At 69.4% G+C, this 16519-nt stretch carries 13 protein-coding genes and 2 pseudogenes; 6 read left to right on the plus strand and 9 right to left on the minus strand.

Annotated features, from left to right (window positions below):
- Positions 1-106: 106 nt before the first annotated feature.
- The gene (locus BGK67_RS39545) at positions 107-340 is read right to left on the minus strand and encodes a hypothetical protein (protein WP_069923479.1); all 234 of its coding nucleotides are present in this window, start codon (positions 338-340) and stop codon (positions 107-109) included.
- On the opposite strand from BGK67_RS39545, the gene BGK67_RS41330 reads away from it, so the two are divergent.
- Both BGK67_RS41330 and BGK67_RS41335 read left to right on the plus strand, forming a co-directional pair.
- Positions 252-1139 (plus strand): hypothetical protein, encoded by an 888-nt coding sequence (locus BGK67_RS41330; protein ID WP_432215536.1) that lies wholly within the window; start codon positions 252-254, stop codon positions 1137-1139. The genes BGK67_RS39545 and BGK67_RS41330 overlap by 89 nt on opposite strands.
- A gap of 317 nt (positions 1140-1456) precedes the next feature.
- On the plus strand, positions 1457-2986 hold the full coding sequence (locus BGK67_RS41335; protein WP_432215537.1) for a relaxase domain-containing protein: 1530 nt from the start codon (positions 1457-1459) through the stop codon (positions 2984-2986).
- Between the two features lie 325 nt (positions 2987-3311).
- Here the strand turns inward: BGK67_RS41335 and BGK67_RS39225 are convergent, their stop codons facing one another.
- On the minus strand, positions 3312-3488 hold the full coding sequence (locus BGK67_RS39225) for a hypothetical protein (protein ID WP_167739630.1): 177 nt from the start codon (positions 3486-3488) through the stop codon (positions 3312-3314).
- 762 nt (positions 3489-4250) lie between these two features.
- On the opposite strand from BGK67_RS39225, the gene BGK67_RS33025 reads away from it, so the two are divergent.
- From BGK67_RS33025 to BGK67_RS36895, 3 genes are all read left to right on the plus strand, one after another.
- Complete coding sequence (locus BGK67_RS33025) at positions 4251-6539, plus strand: XRE family transcriptional regulator (protein WP_141754125.1); 2289 nt, start codon at positions 4251-4253, stop codon at positions 6537-6539.
- A 444-nt stretch (positions 6540-6983) separates the two neighbouring features.
- Positions 6984-8516 (plus strand): phosphatidylinositol-specific phospholipase C domain-containing protein, encoded by a 1533-nt coding sequence (locus tag BGK67_RS33030; protein ID WP_069923481.1) that lies wholly within the window; start codon positions 6984-6986, stop codon positions 8514-8516.
- Between the two features lie 1136 nt (positions 8517-9652).
- Positions 9653-10461, plus strand: a protein-coding gene (locus tag BGK67_RS36895) for an IS5 family transposase (RefSeq protein WP_432215423.1) whose coding sequence is annotated in 2 segments (ribosomal slippage) — positions 9653-9985 and positions 9988-10461 — 807 coding nt in all. Because the reading frame shifts where the segments join, the coding sequence is not laid out codon by codon here.
- Between the two features lie 86 nt (positions 10462-10547).
- Here the strand turns inward: BGK67_RS36895 and BGK67_RS36900 are convergent.
- From BGK67_RS36900 to BGK67_RS39230, 5 genes and pseudogenes are all read right to left on the minus strand, one after another.
- Positions 10548-10813, minus strand: a pseudogene (locus BGK67_RS36900) (ATP-binding protein); the annotation flags it as partial.
- Between the two features lie 153 nt (positions 10814-10966).
- On the minus strand, positions 10967-11296 hold the full coding sequence (locus BGK67_RS36905; RefSeq protein ID WP_079154714.1) for a CPCC family cysteine-rich protein: 330 nt from the start codon (positions 11294-11296) through the stop codon (positions 10967-10969).
- Between the two features lie 111 nt (positions 11297-11407).
- Positions 11408-12334 carry a tyrosine-type recombinase/integrase gene (locus tag BGK67_RS33040; RefSeq protein ID WP_208948774.1) on the minus strand — a complete coding sequence of 309 codons (927 nt, stop codon included), beginning with the start codon at positions 12332-12334 and terminating at the stop codon, positions 11408-11410.
- Positions 12331-13128 carry a tyrosine-type recombinase/integrase gene (locus BGK67_RS33045; protein ID WP_167739631.1) on the minus strand — a complete coding sequence of 266 codons (798 nt, stop codon included), beginning with the start codon at positions 13126-13128 and terminating at the stop codon, positions 12331-12333. The genes BGK67_RS33040 and BGK67_RS33045 overlap by 4 nt, the downstream gene beginning before the upstream one ends.
- A gap of 107 nt (positions 13129-13235) precedes the next feature.
- The gene (locus tag BGK67_RS39230) at positions 13236-13973 is read right to left on the minus strand and encodes a tyrosine-type recombinase/integrase (RefSeq protein WP_069923483.1); all 738 of its coding nucleotides are present in this window, start codon (positions 13971-13973) and stop codon (positions 13236-13238) included.
- 276 nt (positions 13974-14249) lie between these two features.
- On the opposite strand from BGK67_RS39230, the pseudogene BGK67_RS39550 reads away from it, so the two are divergent.
- Positions 14250-14396 (plus strand): annotated as a pseudogene (locus BGK67_RS39550) (ATP-binding protein); the annotation flags it as partial.
- Between the two features lie 45 nt (positions 14397-14441).
- Here BGK67_RS39550 and BGK67_RS33055 read toward each other — a convergent pair.
- Together BGK67_RS33055 and BGK67_RS40435 are read right to left on the minus strand one after the other, a co-directional pair.
- Entirely contained in the window at positions 14442-14687 is a 246-nt protein-coding gene (locus BGK67_RS33055; RefSeq protein ID WP_069923484.1) for a hypothetical protein, read from the minus strand.
- 207 nt (positions 14688-14894) lie between these two features.
- Complete coding sequence (locus BGK67_RS40435; RefSeq protein ID WP_244291399.1) at positions 14895-16517, minus strand: tyrosine-type recombinase/integrase; 1623 nt, start codon at positions 16515-16517, stop codon at positions 14895-14897.
- Between the last annotated feature and the right edge of the window lie 2 nt (positions 16518-16519).

Below are 16519 nucleotides of genomic sequence, written 5' to 3' on the forward strand. Positions count from 1 at the left end.
CGGAGGACATTCCCGATCTACTGCGGGCTCTGACCGGCGCCGACGTGGATGCGGCGGATGAGGCGTTGTCCGAGCTGTACGGGAGCGTTCTGCACCAGGGGACGGTCTACGCCGCCAGCGCGGAGACGGTGCCGTTCATGGCCGAGATCGCGGCGGCCGGCCACCGCACGGCAGACGTCTTGGCGCTGCTCGGCGGCATGGCCGAGAGCGAGGACGAGTACGGCGTGGCACCGGGCGCGGTCCGGGCGGCCGTGGCGGACCGGCTCCCGTTGCTACTGCCCCTGTTGGCCTCCCCGGAGCCGGAGGTCCGCCGGACCGCGGCCTGGGCGGTGTCCCACACCCGCGCGACCGCGATTGCGCTCCCCGCCCTCCGCGCGCTGGGACGAGGAACCCGAACCCTCCGCGCGCGGAGGTCCTGGCCGGGATCGCACGGCTCGACCCGCAGGGCGGAGCCGCGGCCGCTGCGGCCGTCTTGGACCCATCCCAGCCGGCCGAGGTGCGCATGGCCGCCGTCTTCGCCTCCCTCGACGCAGGCGTTCCGTGGACCGAACCCATGCACACGACGATGCTGTCCCTTCTGCCAGCCGACCCTCTGCGCTCTGATCTCGATCTCGAACGCGGCGAGCCGCTGGCCGTCGTCGAGGCACTCCTGGGCCGGGGCCGCCGCATGGAGCGCAAGGTGGCGTTCGCACTGGTCGACGCAGCCCTGCAGGACGGTCGGGCCGAGGTGCGGGCCGAAGGCCTCTGGGCGGCCGACCGCGCCTGCATGCTCTCCCGCAGTGCCCCGCGGCGACTTGTGTGGAACCTGCGAGCGGCGGCCGTCGACGAGGAGTCGGTGGTCGCCCTGTCGTCCCTCCTGGGCCGGCTGGGCAGCGTCGCCGCACCGGCCGCGGACATCCTCGCCCCCCTCGCCGGACGGAACCCGGACCACTACGACGACCATGCGGACCGGGCCCTGGCCGCGCTCGTACTGGTTGCCCCCGCGCAGGCGGCCCCGCTCCTGGCCGCTGGCCTCGGGCGGCGCCCGCGGGCCCTCGATGCCGCCGCCGGGTTCGGGAGCCCGGAGGACTTCGCCTTCCCATACAGCGGCGAACTCCTCGACGCGGTCCGGGACCGCCTTGCCCGGCCCGAGGCCCTGAGCGGCAACGAACCCTGGCAGTTGACGAACCTGCTGACGGGGTGGGGCGCCGAGGCAGCGCCGGCGTTGCCCGAGCTGTGCGCGGCGCTCCAGCGTTTTCCCGGCCAAGCCGCCCGGGCCATTGCTTCCGTCGCCGCCCTCTGCGCCCAGGCGGACCGGGCCCGGGCCGTCACGTCGTTGCGGGCGGTGGCGGCCGAGCAGGGAGCCCTCCCCGCGGCGAAGGCCCTGCACGACCTCGACGGCGAGATCGCGCCCCTGCTGCACTGCCTCGAACAGGACCTCCGGCGTGGCGCCGGCCAGCTCAGGGAGGCCGCCAGGATGGCTGGTGCGCTCGGTCCCCGGGCAGCGGAGCTTGCGCCTGACCATCTGCTGCTGTCCGTGAAGGGGCAACGCCTGGACGGGAAGTGGGGCTCGATCCACACCCTGGCCCTGCACGAGAACACCGTGGCCGCCTCCGCGCTCTACAACGAGCTCGTTGCCGCCGAGGTCTGCGAGGCGCTGGGGCTGGCGACCGAGCCGCGCACCGTCACTCCGGGGCGCCGACCGGTGATGGAGATTGCCGGGGTGCCGCACGAGCTGATCCGCTGGACCTCCCGGCGCAGCGACCAGATCGCCGCCTGCATGGCCGAGCTGGAGTACGAGTACGTCACCGCCGTCAACGACGACGGCACCCTGAAGTTCCTGCCTGTGGTCTCCGAGCGGGGCCGCGCCAAGCTGAACCAGATCGCCGCCCGCAAGACCCGCCCGCCCAAACAGCAGACCCGGCCGCTCGCGCAGCTGCGCGTGTGGTGGAAGGTGAGCGCGATCCTCACCTCCGGGGTGGCCGTCGACATCATCACCTCCCTCCTCGAGTACGCCCGTGCCGCGGCTGCCGCGACCCGGGCCCGGGTCGCCTCCGTGGTCGACGTCGCCCTGGCGGCCGTCGACGTCGCCGCGACGGTGTTCGTGATGAACGACGGCGGCCGTTTCCACCGCCGGCACCTGCTCGCCGAAGCCCGCCGCCACCTCGCCCTCGTCCTGCGCGGCCGCCCCCGCGAGCGGGGCCTGGACGAGAAGATCGTGGCCGCCGCCATCTCCACCCACTGCCTGGACATCAGCGAGCCGAAGACCACGATCGGCCTGCTGTCGGACTACCGCCTCTACACCGCCCGGTGGACCCTGTCCGACCTCCCCGACCGCCGCCGCCCACCCACCCCCGCACCCGACCCGGACCGGCAGCCACCGGCCGATCCCGGCGAGCCGGCTGCACCCCGGCCCCCGGGCCAGGACGCGGGGGAGTGGGAGATACCCCGCATCCCGCTGCAGTACGAGCGAGCTGCCCTCGCCGGTGCGGTGGTCCGGGAGAAGCTGCGCACCACCACCCCCGCCGTGCGGGGCCGGGCGTACGACGTCGTCGCGCACCAGCAGGCGGCGATGCCCGAGCAGCTGCTCGCGCCCGCGGCCGCCGACCCCGAGGACCAGGACCAGGAGCCGGAGGCCGGACCCTGGGAGGCGATCGACATGACGGCGCTGCGGGACTTGAGAGAGTCCCGCACGGACGTGGAAGCCCTCGATCTCACCGCCGAGCGGCTGCGCCACCTTCAGGACGCGTTCACCAAGGCGGCCGGCGACTCCCGCACCCGCGCGACCCGCTACACCGAACAGGACGACCCCGATGCAGTGGGCCCGGTGCGCCGGGACGATCAGCAGGCGCACCGCCCGCAGGAGCCCGGACCGCACCGGGGCCGGGAGGCCGGCCATTGGGTGGACCCGATGCCACGCACCCGGTGCGGTGGTGCGCACCGACGATGTCGTGCACTCTCCGCATGGATGCTCGGCATCGTCCCGAAGTGCACGACATCGCGATGACGATGCCGACATCGCCGGGACGATGCCGAGCATCCACCCCGGTGCACCCTGCCGCGTTCCTCCTTGACACAGGCCCGTGTCAAGGAGAAGCACACCGCACCGGGACACCCGGAACACCGCACCGAAGCACCCGATGCGCGCCACTTCCACCCCCCCCGGCATCCACGGCGTGCATCGTGCACCGGGTGCATGTCCATCGGGTGGAATCCACCGAGTGAATGTCATCGGGGAGGGAGTGGACGCCACCGAGTGGACGCCACCGAGTGGACGCCACTCGGTGGAGCCACCGAGTGGGTGCGCCCCACTCGGTACGGCCGGTGTGCGGCTACCGGTGCGTGCTGGTCGTGTGCACCGCGCGGGCGAGCTCCAGGCGCCCGTCGCGTATCACCTCCAGGGCGTGGGCGACGTCCTTGGGTTCGGTGATGAAGATCTGGGCGACGAAGTGCGTGATGGAGCGGGCGATGGTCGGCGCCGCGCTGGCGGGGCAGTCGTGGGCCCACATGTGGATCGATGGCGTCTCCGCGGTTGGTCACCTAGGCGAGCACGCGGACGTGCTCCCCCCGCTGTTCGACCTGCGGCTGCTGGGTGCGGATGACGTCGTCGTACAGGGTGCCGCGCAGTCGGATCCGCTGGGGCGGCTCATCGGTGTCGATGCTGTCGGCGGTCCCCAGCCGTACGACCGAGCTACCGGTGAAGTCGGTGATCAGAACGACACCGACGCCGCCTGGAGGCGCTCCTTGAGCATGCGCGCGACCACGTCCAGCGACTCCACGGGCGCCGCGGCCTCCGCTGCCTCCGCTGCCTCCAGTATCCCCGCCAACGTCACCGCCCCGCCCGCCGGCTCCCGCTACCGCTCACGGGACGAGAGGTCTGCCCGCCGTCCGGCTCTCCTGCGGTCACAGTGGGACCCCTCATTGCTCGGTGCTGCCCGGGATTTTCGTCCCGGGACAGGCGAAGACCGGCGCCGAAGCGGCACCGGACGGGCTCCATTGCACCATGAGGCTCCGAGGCCCCGGGCCGTCCGACTGCCCGGACGGCGTACAAGCCGGCCGGCTACCTCGCCGTCGGGCAGGAGAACTCGGCGGGCGGAAGCTGGGCAGGCGGTTTGGGGTCGGGCGGGCCGGGTCAAGGGATCGAGCGTCCACGAAGGAAGGGTCTCCGGGTGCTTCCGGGGCCCTCTTCCTCAGGCCCCGACCCGAACCGGCCGAGCGTGTACCCACCATGCGATTTCACCCGCCAAAGTGCGTGCTCCATACTTTTGCGGGTGGGGTTCGGCGTTCGGCGGGGCCACGGCGAGCAGGGGAAGACCTTCAGCATGGCCTCGCACGCACCGGCGGACCGTTCCTTCGGCACGCAGCTATACGGTCTGCGCCGCAGGGCGGGACTCAGCCAGGAGGACCTGGCGCATGCCGCAGGGGTGAGCGTGCGCACCCTTTCCTATCTGGAACAGGGCCGCTCCCGAGGACCGCAGCGCCGCACTGTGCAGGCCCTGGCCGCGGCCCTGGGCCTGGGTACGGCCGAGGCCGGCGAGCTGGAGCACACGGCGAGGCTGGGCCGTCCCCGCCCGGTCCGCAGGACGGAGGTCCCGCCGCCTGGCTCCGTCCCGGATGGTGTTGCGCCGGATGCCGTTGCGCAGGCCGCTGCGCCCGATCTGCTGCCGCGCGCACCGCGCGGCTTTCACGGTCGGACGGCGGAGCTCGCCGCTCTGTCCGGGGCCACCGCGGGCGAGGCGCCCGTCTGCCTGGTCATCGGTCCTGCCGGGGTCGGGAAGACAGCCCTCGTGCTGCACTGGGCCCACCATGACCCTGCCGGACTGACCGACGGACGCCTCTACGCCGACCTGCGCGGCTTCAGCGACACGGGCGAACCGGCCCTCATCGAGGTGCTGCGCGAGTTCCTGCTGGCCCTCGGAGTGCCAGACAGCCGAATACCGCAGTCGGCGAACGGCGCGTGCGCACTGTTCCGGTCGCTGGCCGCCGACCGCCAGCTCCTCGTCGTACTCGACAACGCGCGTGACTCCGAACAGGTCAGGCCGCTCCTGCCCGGCGGTGACCGCTGCGTCACCGTCGTCACCAGCAGACACCGGCTGCCGGGGCTGATCGTCACCGACACCGCCCGGCCCGTGGCCGTGGACGTGCTAGGGCCCAAGGACGGCACCATGCTCCTGGCCGGGATACTCGGGAGGCAACGGGTACACGCCGAGCCGGCGGCCGCGCTACGGCTCGCCGAGCTGTGCGGCGGGCTGCCCCTCGCACTACGGGTGGCCGCCGCCCGCCTGGCACAACGACCCGACTGGTCCCTGGGCGCGATGGCCGCCGAACTGTCCGACCAGACACGCCGGCTGAGCCTGCTGGACGTGGAAGACACCGGTGTCCGAGCCGCGCTGCGCCTGACACTGCAACAGCTCCCGGCGCACGTCTCCCGCCTGTTCGCCCATCTCGGCCGTCACCCCGGCACACACGTCGACCGGTACGCGGCAGCGGCCCTGGCAGGCACGGACCCGGAATCCGCCGATACCGCCCTGGAGCGCCTCGCCGTCGCGCACCTGCTCACGGAGACGGCGCCCGGCCGATGGCAGATGCACGACCTCGTGCGGCTCTACGCACGCAGCCTGGACGCCGGGTCCGATGCCCTCAGACGCGTGCTCGACCACTACATCGCCACGGCCCTGGCGGCCGTGGCGGCGGCCGAGCCCGGCAACGAGAACTGCTTCCCGCTTCCGGTGGACTACCTGCCGCCCCCCGCCGTGCGGGCGTTCGGCGACCGCTCCGCCGCAGTGGCCTGGTACGCCGGCGAGAGAGACGACCTCACGGCGGCGGTGGCCTCAGCGCAGGCCGCCGCACTGCACGGCAGGACCTGGCGGATCGTCCTCGCAATGTGGCCGCTGATCGTGTGGCGCGTCCGGGACGGGTGGGTCCCGCTCCTGCAGACCGCACTCGCGGCGGCACGGGCCGACGCCGATCAGCACGGCGAGTCCCGGGTGCTTAACGTGCTCGGCTGGGTCCTGATCGAGGAAGGGCGTACCGCGGAGGCACTGACCCACCTGGGCGCCGCATCCGCACTCGCCGCCCGGGCCGGCGACCCGGTGGCCGAGGCCAACGCCCTGATCGTGCTGGCCATGGCGCACGGATCCCTCGGCGGCCTTGACGAGGCGGCCGAGGGCTGCGAACGCGCGGTGGAGCTGGCGCGCACGGCCGGCGAGCGGACCATGGAGAGACTGGCCATGCAGCACCTCGCCCGGCACCGGGCCGACGCCGGGAAATGGGACCAGGCCCTCGCCACCGCGACCCAGGCCCTGGCCTTCGACAACCGACCGGACGCCGCCGACATCCCCCACATCCTGCTGCTCATAGTGAGGGGAGAGGCGCTGCTGGGGCTCGGGAACGAGGCCGAGGGCATCACGCAGCTCGACCTGGCGGCCCGGGAGGCGGAGTCCTCCGGCTATGAGGACGGTGCGGTACGGGCTCTCGGCGCCCTGCTGCGGGTATCGGCGAACGCGGAAGTCCAGGCACGGTACGACGCGGCACACGCACGGCTCACGACACGGACGTGAACCCCGGCGCACCCCCGCACCGGCGAGGCCGCTGCCGCGCCCCGGCGCGCGACCAGTGCCCCTTCGCCGAGCGGGTCACCGTCCCACGCCGCCACCTGGTCGCACCTGGTCCAGCCACGCGTCGGAGGCCCGGGACGGTGGTCCGCGCCGAAGCCTTCGTGACCGGCGTGTCCGGCGCCCATGCTGGACGTGACCCTATCGGCGTGGCCCCGTCCTGACGCCGCACCCGCACGCGCACGCAAAACTACATGGCTCACTGTTTTGCGGGTGGAATTTCATGGTCCGATCTCGCTGGACCGGGTTGGCTTGAGACCTGAGAAAGAAAGCGCCGACTCCGCTGGCTGCACCGCACCGCCCATCCCGGGCCTGACGCGCGTAACGGCAGTGTCAACGGCCAGGGTGGACTCTGCGCCACCATTCGTACTCGTCTCGTACAGGAGTGACATGTCCCGCACCACCCCCCACGCCGCCGGCGTCCCCTCACCCCGGCGGTCCCGCCGGCCGGCCGTCCTCATGGTGGCCTGCCTCGCCCTGGGCGCGGCCCTGCTCGCGCCGGGGACCGCAGGGGCGGCCGGATCCACCAACGAGGACGCCTACCGCAACCTCGGGCAGGCCGACCGGGCCGAGTGGATGTGGGGCATCGCGAGCGATACCCCGCTCTCGAACATGTCCATCCCCGGCACCCACGACACGCTCGCCATCCACGGCGGGGTCATGGTGGAGACGCAGGAGGACTGGGGCGACAGCGCGAACACGCTCGCAGCGCAGCTGGACCGGGGCATCCGGGCGATCGACATCCGGGTCCGCGTCACCGAGAACAAGTACTTCACGGTGCACCACGCCAAGTACTACCAGCAGGCCAACTTCGACGACGTCCTGAGCAAGGCGCAGTCGTTCCTCCGCCAGCACCCCACCGAGGCGATCGTGATGCGCTTGCGGGCCGAGTGCCCGCGCGGCGGAGGGGGCATCGCCGACTGCTCGAACGACCCGGACTCCGTGAGCTCGGAACGGATCCGGGAGATCTTCACCGACTACCGGAAGAAGTACCCCGGCCTCTTCTACGACGGTGGTTCCGCGGGCACCGGCCAGGCGGACGTCCCCAAGCTGGGCGCGGTCCGCGGCAAGGTGGTCCTGGGCAGCTTCGACAACGTCGACGCGGACGGCAGCTACGGGATCAAGGGCTTCAACAGCCACAAGGAAGACACCTGGAACGAAGCCGTCATCAGTGACAAGTGGGGCCTGGTCAAGAGCAACATCGACAAGGCGATCGCCGGCAACGCCGGCGACACCTACCTGACCTACGCGTCCGCTTCCACCGCCCCCCTCATCAACCCGTACGAGGTCGCAGGCGGTGCCCCGTACCTGCCCGGCGTCAACTACCACCTGATGAAGTACCTCAACAGCACTGCCGGCCGCGTCGGCATCGTGATGGCGGATTTCCCCGGCTGGGGTCTGGTGAACGCGATCATCGACCACAACGTCGCCAACATGGTCAAGGGCGGCAACCGGATGATCTGGCTGGTCAACGGCGACAAGACCTACGCCAACAGCCTGTACCAGGACCGCTGCATGGTGCGCGGGCCGGAGTTCGACAGCTCCAAGACCGGTGGTCTGGTCACCCAGCGTCCGTGCCAGTCGAGCCCGCCCAGCAGCCACCAGTGGGGAGCCGAGAAGCCGTCGTACGACGGCAAAGGCCACTTCTGGATCAAGGCGAGCAACGGCAAGTGCCTGACCGTTCCCTACAACGACGGGACCCCGCCGGGCTCGGGCACCCAGCTGTTCTGGTGGGACTGTGAGACCCGCTGGTTCTCGGGCAGCCAGATGTGGAACATCATCCCGACCAAGCTCGCCACCGCGACCGGATCCCGGCCGGCCTACACGTTCATCAACAACTGGACCGGCAAGTGCCTGTCGATGGACCCGGCCACCGCCGCCACGGCGGGCGGCAAGGTCACCCAGGAGACCTGCCCCAAGTAGCACCCCGCTCGCCACAGAGAAGGCCGCACACCCCAGCTGCCTTCACACCCCCGATCCCCAGGCCGCCCTTCTCCCCCGAAGGCGGCCTGGGATCGTTGCCCTTCCGTCGAGGTCGGCCTCTGCGATCCTTTCGGCAGCTTCTTCCGGCGCGAGGATCTCGTCCCTGTTGGCCATGCGGTACCGGAGTTCCTCGGGGCTGATGAGCTGTTGCGGTCCCTGTCGGCTTCTTGGAAGGAGTCGATGAGGTCGCTGCCGTCACTGTTCTGGGGTAGCCAGCGGGTCTGGGTCGGATCTGGCTGCGTAGGTGTAACCCGAGAGCACTTGTTGGCGGGTTTGAGGATCAGTCGTTGTTGTCCCGGGCTAAAGATGTTGCGGAGAAATAGCAGCACCCGAGTCGGCCAGGCGTTCGTCGTTCGAGACTGGGGCCTGCGGTACCCAGTTGGACAACCGGGTACGACCGGATCGGAACGGAATGAACGCCAGGCTTCGCCGTAAGTCAGGCCCGGTGGCACAGAAGGAGTTATGACGCCTCCAATATGCTTATTCCATGACCTTTGCGCATCCTCGTTGCGACTCCAGTTCCACTGGTGGGCGGTAGATCCGTTCGGCCGAGTCGGGTTGTTCTACTCCGCGTTCGGCCCTGTGCCCTCGGCGGCAAACGCCCATGAACAGACCATGGATGAGGCGACGGCTTGGGCCAAAACGCGTCACCCGGAGTAGTTCGACGCGCAGTGCGGGGAGGATGATTGTCCTTCGTACTGTGTCGTCGAGCTGGCACGGACGCCGTATCTGTTCACCTGGGACGAGGAGCACGACTGTCGCTACGCTCGATACGGCGTGCCAACACAACCACTTTTGGCGTCCGAGCTGCCTGCGGCACTGGCTGCTGCCGTGCGGCTTATAGAGGTTGACTTTTCCTTCGACCAGGCCTCGCAGGTCAACCTGGGATACCACGGAGGTCGGGAGGTCATCTCGGCCTCGGCGCTAGCCCCCTGTACGTGCTGCCAACGGCACCCGGATGGGCGGGAGCCGCCCCCTGTAGGAGAACTCGATGCCTCATATAGCTCGTAACAGGATCTTGGTGAGATGCCCTGGTCGGGCGTAACCGGTGTGATGATTCGGCCGTTCGTGAGTGCGTGAGCACTCGGCCGTGGATCGTGGACGACGACTTGTGGGCGCTGATCGAGCCGCTGCTGCCGCCCTGGCCGACGAGGTCGCCAGGGCCGCGGCCGGTCGCAGACCGGTTGTGCCTGCAGGGCATCCTGTACGTCCTGCACAACGACATTGCCTGGCAACTCCTGCCACCTGAGCTGGGGTTCGGCTCGGGACAGACCTGCTGGCGAAGACTGGAGCGGTGGCAGCAGGCCGGGGTCTTCGACCAGCTGCACCGAATCCTGCTCGCCGAGCTGAACGCGGCCGGCCGGCTCGACTGGTCCAGGGCATGCGTGGACGGCTCTCACATTCGCGCGAAAAAGGGGGAGCCGACACCGGTCCGTCGCCGGTCGACCGGCGGAAGACGGGCAGCAAGCACCACCTGATCTGCGACGGACGCGGCACCCCGCTCAAGGTCATCACGACCGCGGCGAACGTCAATGACGTCACCCAGACCCTCGCCCTGGTCGACGGCATCCCGCCAGTGGCGGGCCGCCCCGGCCGTCCCCGCAGACGCCCGGACGCCCTGCTCGGCGACAAGGGCTACGACTCCAACCCCAACCGGGAAGAGCTGCGCAAACGCCGGATCCTGCCCGTCATCTCCCGCAAAGGAGCCCCGAACATCAAGGGCATGGGCAAACTCCGCTACGTCGTGGAGCAGACCTTCGCCCTGCTCCATCAGTTCAAACGCCTCGCCGTCCGATGGGAACGCCGCACCGAACTCCACGACGCGCTCGTCTCCCTCGCCTGCAGCCTCATCTGCTGGAGACGCCTCAAGAAACACGATTCATGATCGTGTTACGAGCTAATAGAGTTGTGAATCTGCTGCGCAGTCGGCCGGGGGATTGGCGGCTCTCGATGCGAGCTCGGCTGCGTTGTTCAACCAGCCGCTGATTGCTGCTCCGTGCGGGCGCGGGTGATGGCGAGGCGGTAGGAGTCGGTGCCGGTCTCGATGATGTTGCCGCCGAAGGTGAGGCGGTCGACGATGGCCGCGCAGAGCCGGGGATCGGTGAACGTCTTTGTCCAGCCAGAGAACGACTCGTTCGGGCGATCGCCACGCTGTTCTTTTCCTCCCGCTCGGTCAGAACCTGGAAGAGGAGTTCGGCGCCGCGGCGGTCGAGTTTTATGTAGCCGAGCTCGTCGATCTATGCCGATATCGGCATAGATCGATCTATGCCGAGACCGCGACTATGCCGAGCACGAGGACCCTGAGCGGGGCTGCAGTTGGTGTGAGGGCCGTGATGCTCGACATAGTCGCGGCGGCCTCACTCGTCCATGCGCGGGGAGGACGCGTGTGCTCAGGTTGAGTGACCCATGTCGCGCATCATTCGCGCCGAAGGTGCCCACCAATCGCCTTCGCCGCCGTTGACCAGCGAATCCTCATCCGCTGCTCTCGCCTCAGCGCTGTACTGAGCGTAGATTCTGCGCGCATCGGTCAGGCTCTCCGATCCGTTGGGACCGCCCCATACTTCGTCGGCGTTCAGGTCATCCTGGCCGTCGTCCTCCCATCCGCACTCGGAGCAGATCTCCCACTCGCAGCGGGCTTCCAAGGTCAGGAGTCTGCAACAGGGGCAGGCGTAAGGACCTCCACCGGGCGGGCATGCCTCGCGCAGTTCTCTGGGCGTCATCACACGGGGAGTGTCGCATAGCTGGACCTGCAGACTTCGATCAGTTGTGTCACAGCCGGTCGAGGAACGCGAGCACCTTGTCAGTGGGCCTGTACCGGCCCGGCTTGGCGGTCACTGGCGTCGTGAGGCCAGGGCCTTCTCCTTGATGGTCATGTCGGCGTGGACGTAGGCGTCGGTGGAGCGGACACCGGCGTGGCCGAGCCAGAGCGCGATCACGGTGGTGTCCACTCCGGCCTGCAGCAACGACATCGCGCAGCTGTGCCGTAGGACGTGCGGGTGGATGCTCTTGTCGAGCAGGGACGGGCAGGCTTGCGCGGCGGCCTTCGCGTGGGTGCCCAGGCGTTGTGCGACGGCGTCGCGGCTGAGGCGGCGCCCGGTGCGGGTGCAGAACAAGGGGTCACCGCCGTGGCCGGTGCGTTCGTTCAGCCAGGAGCCCAGCAGCTTTTGGACGGGGCGGTCGAGCGGGACGGTGCGCTGTTTGCGTCCCTTTCCCTCGCAGCGGACGGCGGCGCCGTCGCCCAGGGTGATGTCGTCGCAGTTCAGGCTGGTGAGTTCGGAGACGCGCAGGCCGCTCTGGACCGCCAGCGCCAGCATGGCTTTGTCCCTCCGTCCTTCCCAGCGTTTCGGATCCGGTGCTGCCAGCAGGGCGTCGACTTCCTGGCCGGTCAGGAACGTGACGGTCCTCTTGTCGAACCGCTTCGGCGGGATGTCCAGGACCCGCTGGATGAGCAGGGCGTGTTCGGGGTGCTGGAGGGCGGCGTAGGAGAACAGGGAGCGGATCGCGGTCAGGCGGACGTTGCGGGTTCTGGTGCTGTTGCCGCGTTCGTCCTCCAGGTGGTTCAGGAACGCGCAGATCACGTCTGAGTTCAGGTCGTTCCAGTCCAGCTTCGCCGGAGCGGTCCCGGTCCGCTGCTGGACGAAGGCGAGCAGGAGGCGGAGCGCGTCGCGGTAGGCGGCGATGGTGCGGGGACTGGCCTGGCGCTGACGGGCGAGGCGGTCGGTGAAGAACGCCTGCAAGGTGGGTGCGATCAGGGTCATGAGCGGGCCGCCTTCAGGACGCCGTCGCGGCGGGCGGCGGCCAGAGCGAGCAGTTCCGGGGCCGCCGACAGATACCAGTAGGTGCAGGCTGGTTCGCGGTGTCCCAGATAGGTCGACAGCGACGGAATCCTCGCCTGGATGTTGTCCTCGGTGCGATACCAGTGCAGCAGAGTGCGAACGGCGAAGGTGTGCCGCAGCTCGTGCAGTCGCGGTCTGTGCGGGGCGTCGAGGCCGACGCCGGCGGTGTCGACCAGGGCTCGGAACACCGGATGCACGCAGGCGTAGATCAGCCGCTTGGCGGTGAGGGAGATGAAGAATGCGGGGTCCTTGGGCCTGGGCATGAGATCCTCGCGCAGCCTGTCGTACTCGCGCAGCGCGTTCGTGGCGCTGTCCTGCAGCGGGACCAGCCGGGACTTGCCGAACTTGGACTCGCGGATGTGCAGCACGCCCTCGGTCCAGTCGATGTCGTCGCGGTCCAGCTTGATGGCCTCGCCGATGCGCAGGCCGGACGCTGCCAGCAGTCCGATCAGCGTGTGATAGGTCGCCGCCCGCAACGGTTGAGGGATCGTCTCTTTGGCCGCGGTCATGATCGCTGCGATGTCGGCGTTGGAGTAGAGGAAGACCTGACCCCGGTGCCGGTTGTAGGGCACCAGCCCCAGTGGTGGCACCTCGGTGGCCGGGTCGGTTCCGCTCAGATAGCGGGCGAACCCGCGGACGGCGGTGATCCGTCGAGGGCTGACCGTCGTGACCACCTCGGGTTCGCGGGTCTTCATCCAGTCCAACGCGGCAGCCACGGTCACGGTGTGTTCGCCGCGGTTGACGGGCATCTGGGCGGGGCCTCGGGCCTGACAGGTAGGCGACCAGGGCTTCGCCGACGTCGGCCGGAAAGGGGATCCGGTCTTCACGGCGTCCCTTGCCGCGGACGACGATCTCGCCGCAGCTGCCAGTCAACGTCGTTCAGCAATAGCCGGGCCACCTCGATCGAGCGGAGCCCGAGCCTGGCGACCAGCATCAGGATCGCGTAGTCGCGGACGTCGACCGTTCCTTGCCGCGGAGTCTGGTCCAACAGCCGCTGAACGTCGCCGGTCGCCATCGTCGGCGGCACGGAGGCGAAGCGCCAGCCGCCCACCGGGGGAACCGCGCCGCCGAGCTTCATCGGGATGACGCCGTGCAGGTGAAGGAACCGCATCAGGGACCGCAGTTCGGCCACCCGTCCCTTCGCCGAGCCCGCCGAGACCCTGACGCACTCCCGCAGCAGGAACGCGTTCAGATCTGCCCCGGTCAGAGCGTCCGGCGCGAACTTGCCGTCGGTCATCGCCTGTTCGGCCAGGAAGCGCCGGGCGGTGTTCCCGTAGCGCAGCATCGTCGACGCCGACAGGCCACGCTCGGACTCCATCCAGCACCGGTACCGTTCCAGCAGAACCTCCTCCGGCGACGGTGTCAGCTGCGGCGCGGGCACCACCGCGGCTTCACGCAGGAACGTCAGCAGCGGGACCATGCCGCGCGGCCCAGCCACCCGGCAACGACCCGACTTCCGCAGGTCGGAAAGGTGCTGCTTCAGCCGCTCCTCGTCCAGATCAGCAGCATCGAGGCCCTGCCCCGAAAGCCACAGGCCGACCTGCCCCAGATCCTTGAGCATGTTCCTGGCGGTCTGGGCCGTGTACCCGCGCTCCGCCAGCCATGCCCGGTAACCCCGACCTGCGGTGCCAGAGCACCCGCCTTCCGACGCGTACTTCCGAACGGCATCGCCACCCCCTCGCGGGAGCACCCTGCCCCCTCGCTCACGAGGCTGCCCGGCACGGAAACTATGCAGAGCCACGAACAACCGAAACCCCACGAAGGAGCGGAACAACACACACGGCTTCGGCATAGTTGCTGTCTCGGCATAGGTCGATCTATGCCGATATCCGCATAGATCGATGAACTCGGTTACATGGAACTCGACCGCCGCGGCGCCGAACTCCTCTTCCAGGTCCTGACCGAACGCGAGGAGAAGAACAGCGTCGCCATCGCCTCCAACGAGTCGTTCGGCAAAGCGCACATGTTCCGGCGAACCTGTGCCAGGCAGCGCCGAAACGGGACGGGTTCAGGCTGCTGGGGCGGGTGATCAGTCGTCGGCAAAGGAGAGGCATACCCCGCGTGGCTCCAGGATCACCTGGTTGTCGGTATAGCAATCCGCCTGCCGGGTGCCGACCTCGCTTGCACAGCCCACGCAAACGAGGTTCAGACCATCGGTGCCAGAAGGGCCCTGGCAGCAGCCGCTCGATCGCATGATGTCGGGGTGCCGTTCTGTGCCGATCACATCGTCAGGGTGCACGGTGAAGCCAGGGACATCGATGCCGAAATCGCTCACCTGAAAATTCCTGGCATAGGTGCCGCGGGGCATCCGGGCCGGACGTGTCCGGACGCCCGGGATCTCCGACATCGGGACCGGCGGCGGCACTCTCACCTTGGTGACTGGTCCGGTGAGGGGGTGTCGGCAGTGGTCACACAAGAAGCGCGGCATTCTGCTGATTCTGCAGATCGAGCACTGCCTTGACCAGCGAATTTGCCTCGTCTGTCATGGATCAGGCAGGCGGCCCGGATCGACGTGGTCGGCGAGATAGATCATGGTGGCCTCGGGATCCATGCCGAACGCGGCGGCGACGAGCTTGGGGTCCATGGTGTTGACCAGGTCGAGCAGTCGAGTGCAGCGGATCATGCGGGGCGGGAACCCGCAGGCGTCGAGGACGTGACTGACGTAGGCGGTGGATGCCGGGCCCCGGCCGGACTTCGTCTGGCGGGTGACCATCACATGCGGGTTGTCCGTCCGTTGGCCTTCGCGGTGGGCCAGGCAGCGTTCCACGGCCGCCCAGGACGGCGGATCCAAAGGGACCGGATGCGGGCGGTTGCCGAGCCGGGCGGTCCGTGCACGACAGTCGAGGTCAACGGCCTGGAGCATTTTGACCTCCCGGCTTGAGGCGCCGTGCAACAGGGCGAGCATGCCCAGTAGGGCTTCGTGCGGGTGGACGGCCGGATCCGTTGTCCAGCGGCGGAACAGTACACGTTGCTGGTCAAGCGTCAGCGTCGCACCGGTGAAGCCGATCGGTCCTCGGGCGGTCAAACCGCGGGCGGGATCGATGAGGACGATCTTCTGGGACCGGGCGAAGCGGAAGAACTGCCCGAGCACGACCAGCCGACGCTTTCGGGCCTTGGGCGAGCCGGCCATGAAAGCTTCGAGATCGTGCACGTCGGTCAGTGCCCAGTCCCGCTTGCCGCGCTCACCGGCGAGGAACAGAGAGAGATCACGCACGATGGTCAGTGCGGTTTCGATGGTGGCATCGGTGCGGGGCAGCGTTCCTGCACGCCGGGATCGCTCACGCGAGCGGATCATGAAGTCGGCGAAAGCCTCCGCCGGGGACCGCAGGGGTTCGGGGACCGCGAGGATGCGACGTTGTCGGCGGCCGGCCGCGAGCCGCTCAGCCTGGTCGGTGGCCATGGCCAGGCCGTGACTGGTGAAGAAGGTCTCCAGAGCGCGGGCCAGAGAGCCCATCGACCGGCCCGGATGGCGCGAGCGTTCGAGGACGGACTGAGGGAGGTCGGGCTGGCCGTCCCGGAGAAGCCGCCCCAGGGAAGTGATCATCGTGCAGGCCCGGCCGACGGAGTACTTGGCGGCGAGATCTGCGGTGAAGTCCTGCAGCCAGTAGGGGGGATTGTCGATTTCGGCGATGAGGTGCTCGGCCCGGACGAAGGGCCGGTCGGGGTGACGCTGCCAGCAGGCCGAGCACAGTCCCAAGCCTGCGTGCTTCCGTACTCTGCCGCATTGGTCGCAGGCCCGGGGCGGCTGCCTGGTCTGCCGTGGACGCGAGCAGTGCCCGCACCAGCCGGTGTCCTCACGCAGATATCCGGGCCGGCCGCAGCGGGAGCAGGGCGCCTTTGCGGCGGCGCGTTCGGATTCGCGCGAGCAGGTGCGGCAGAGCGTCGAGGATTTGCTCCGCACCGGGTGTCCGCAGGCGGTGCATACGCGGGAGCAGGTGATGCAACGGCCGGTGTCCGCTTGGAGTACCCGCTGCTGGCCGCAGCGGGGACATGCGGCCCGGGCCGCCTTCTCTTTCTGCTGGGCGGTGCAGCGGCAGCAGTAGTGCCGGTCGATGAAGCCGACCGGGGCTCCGCAGCCGGTGCAGTCGCTCTGTTTGATGCCCACGA

Source organism: Streptomyces subrutilus, from assembly GCF_001746425.1.
In the GTDB taxonomy this organism is placed as follows: Bacteria; Actinomycetota; Actinomycetes; order Streptomycetales; family Streptomycetaceae; genus Streptomyces; species Streptomyces subrutilus_A.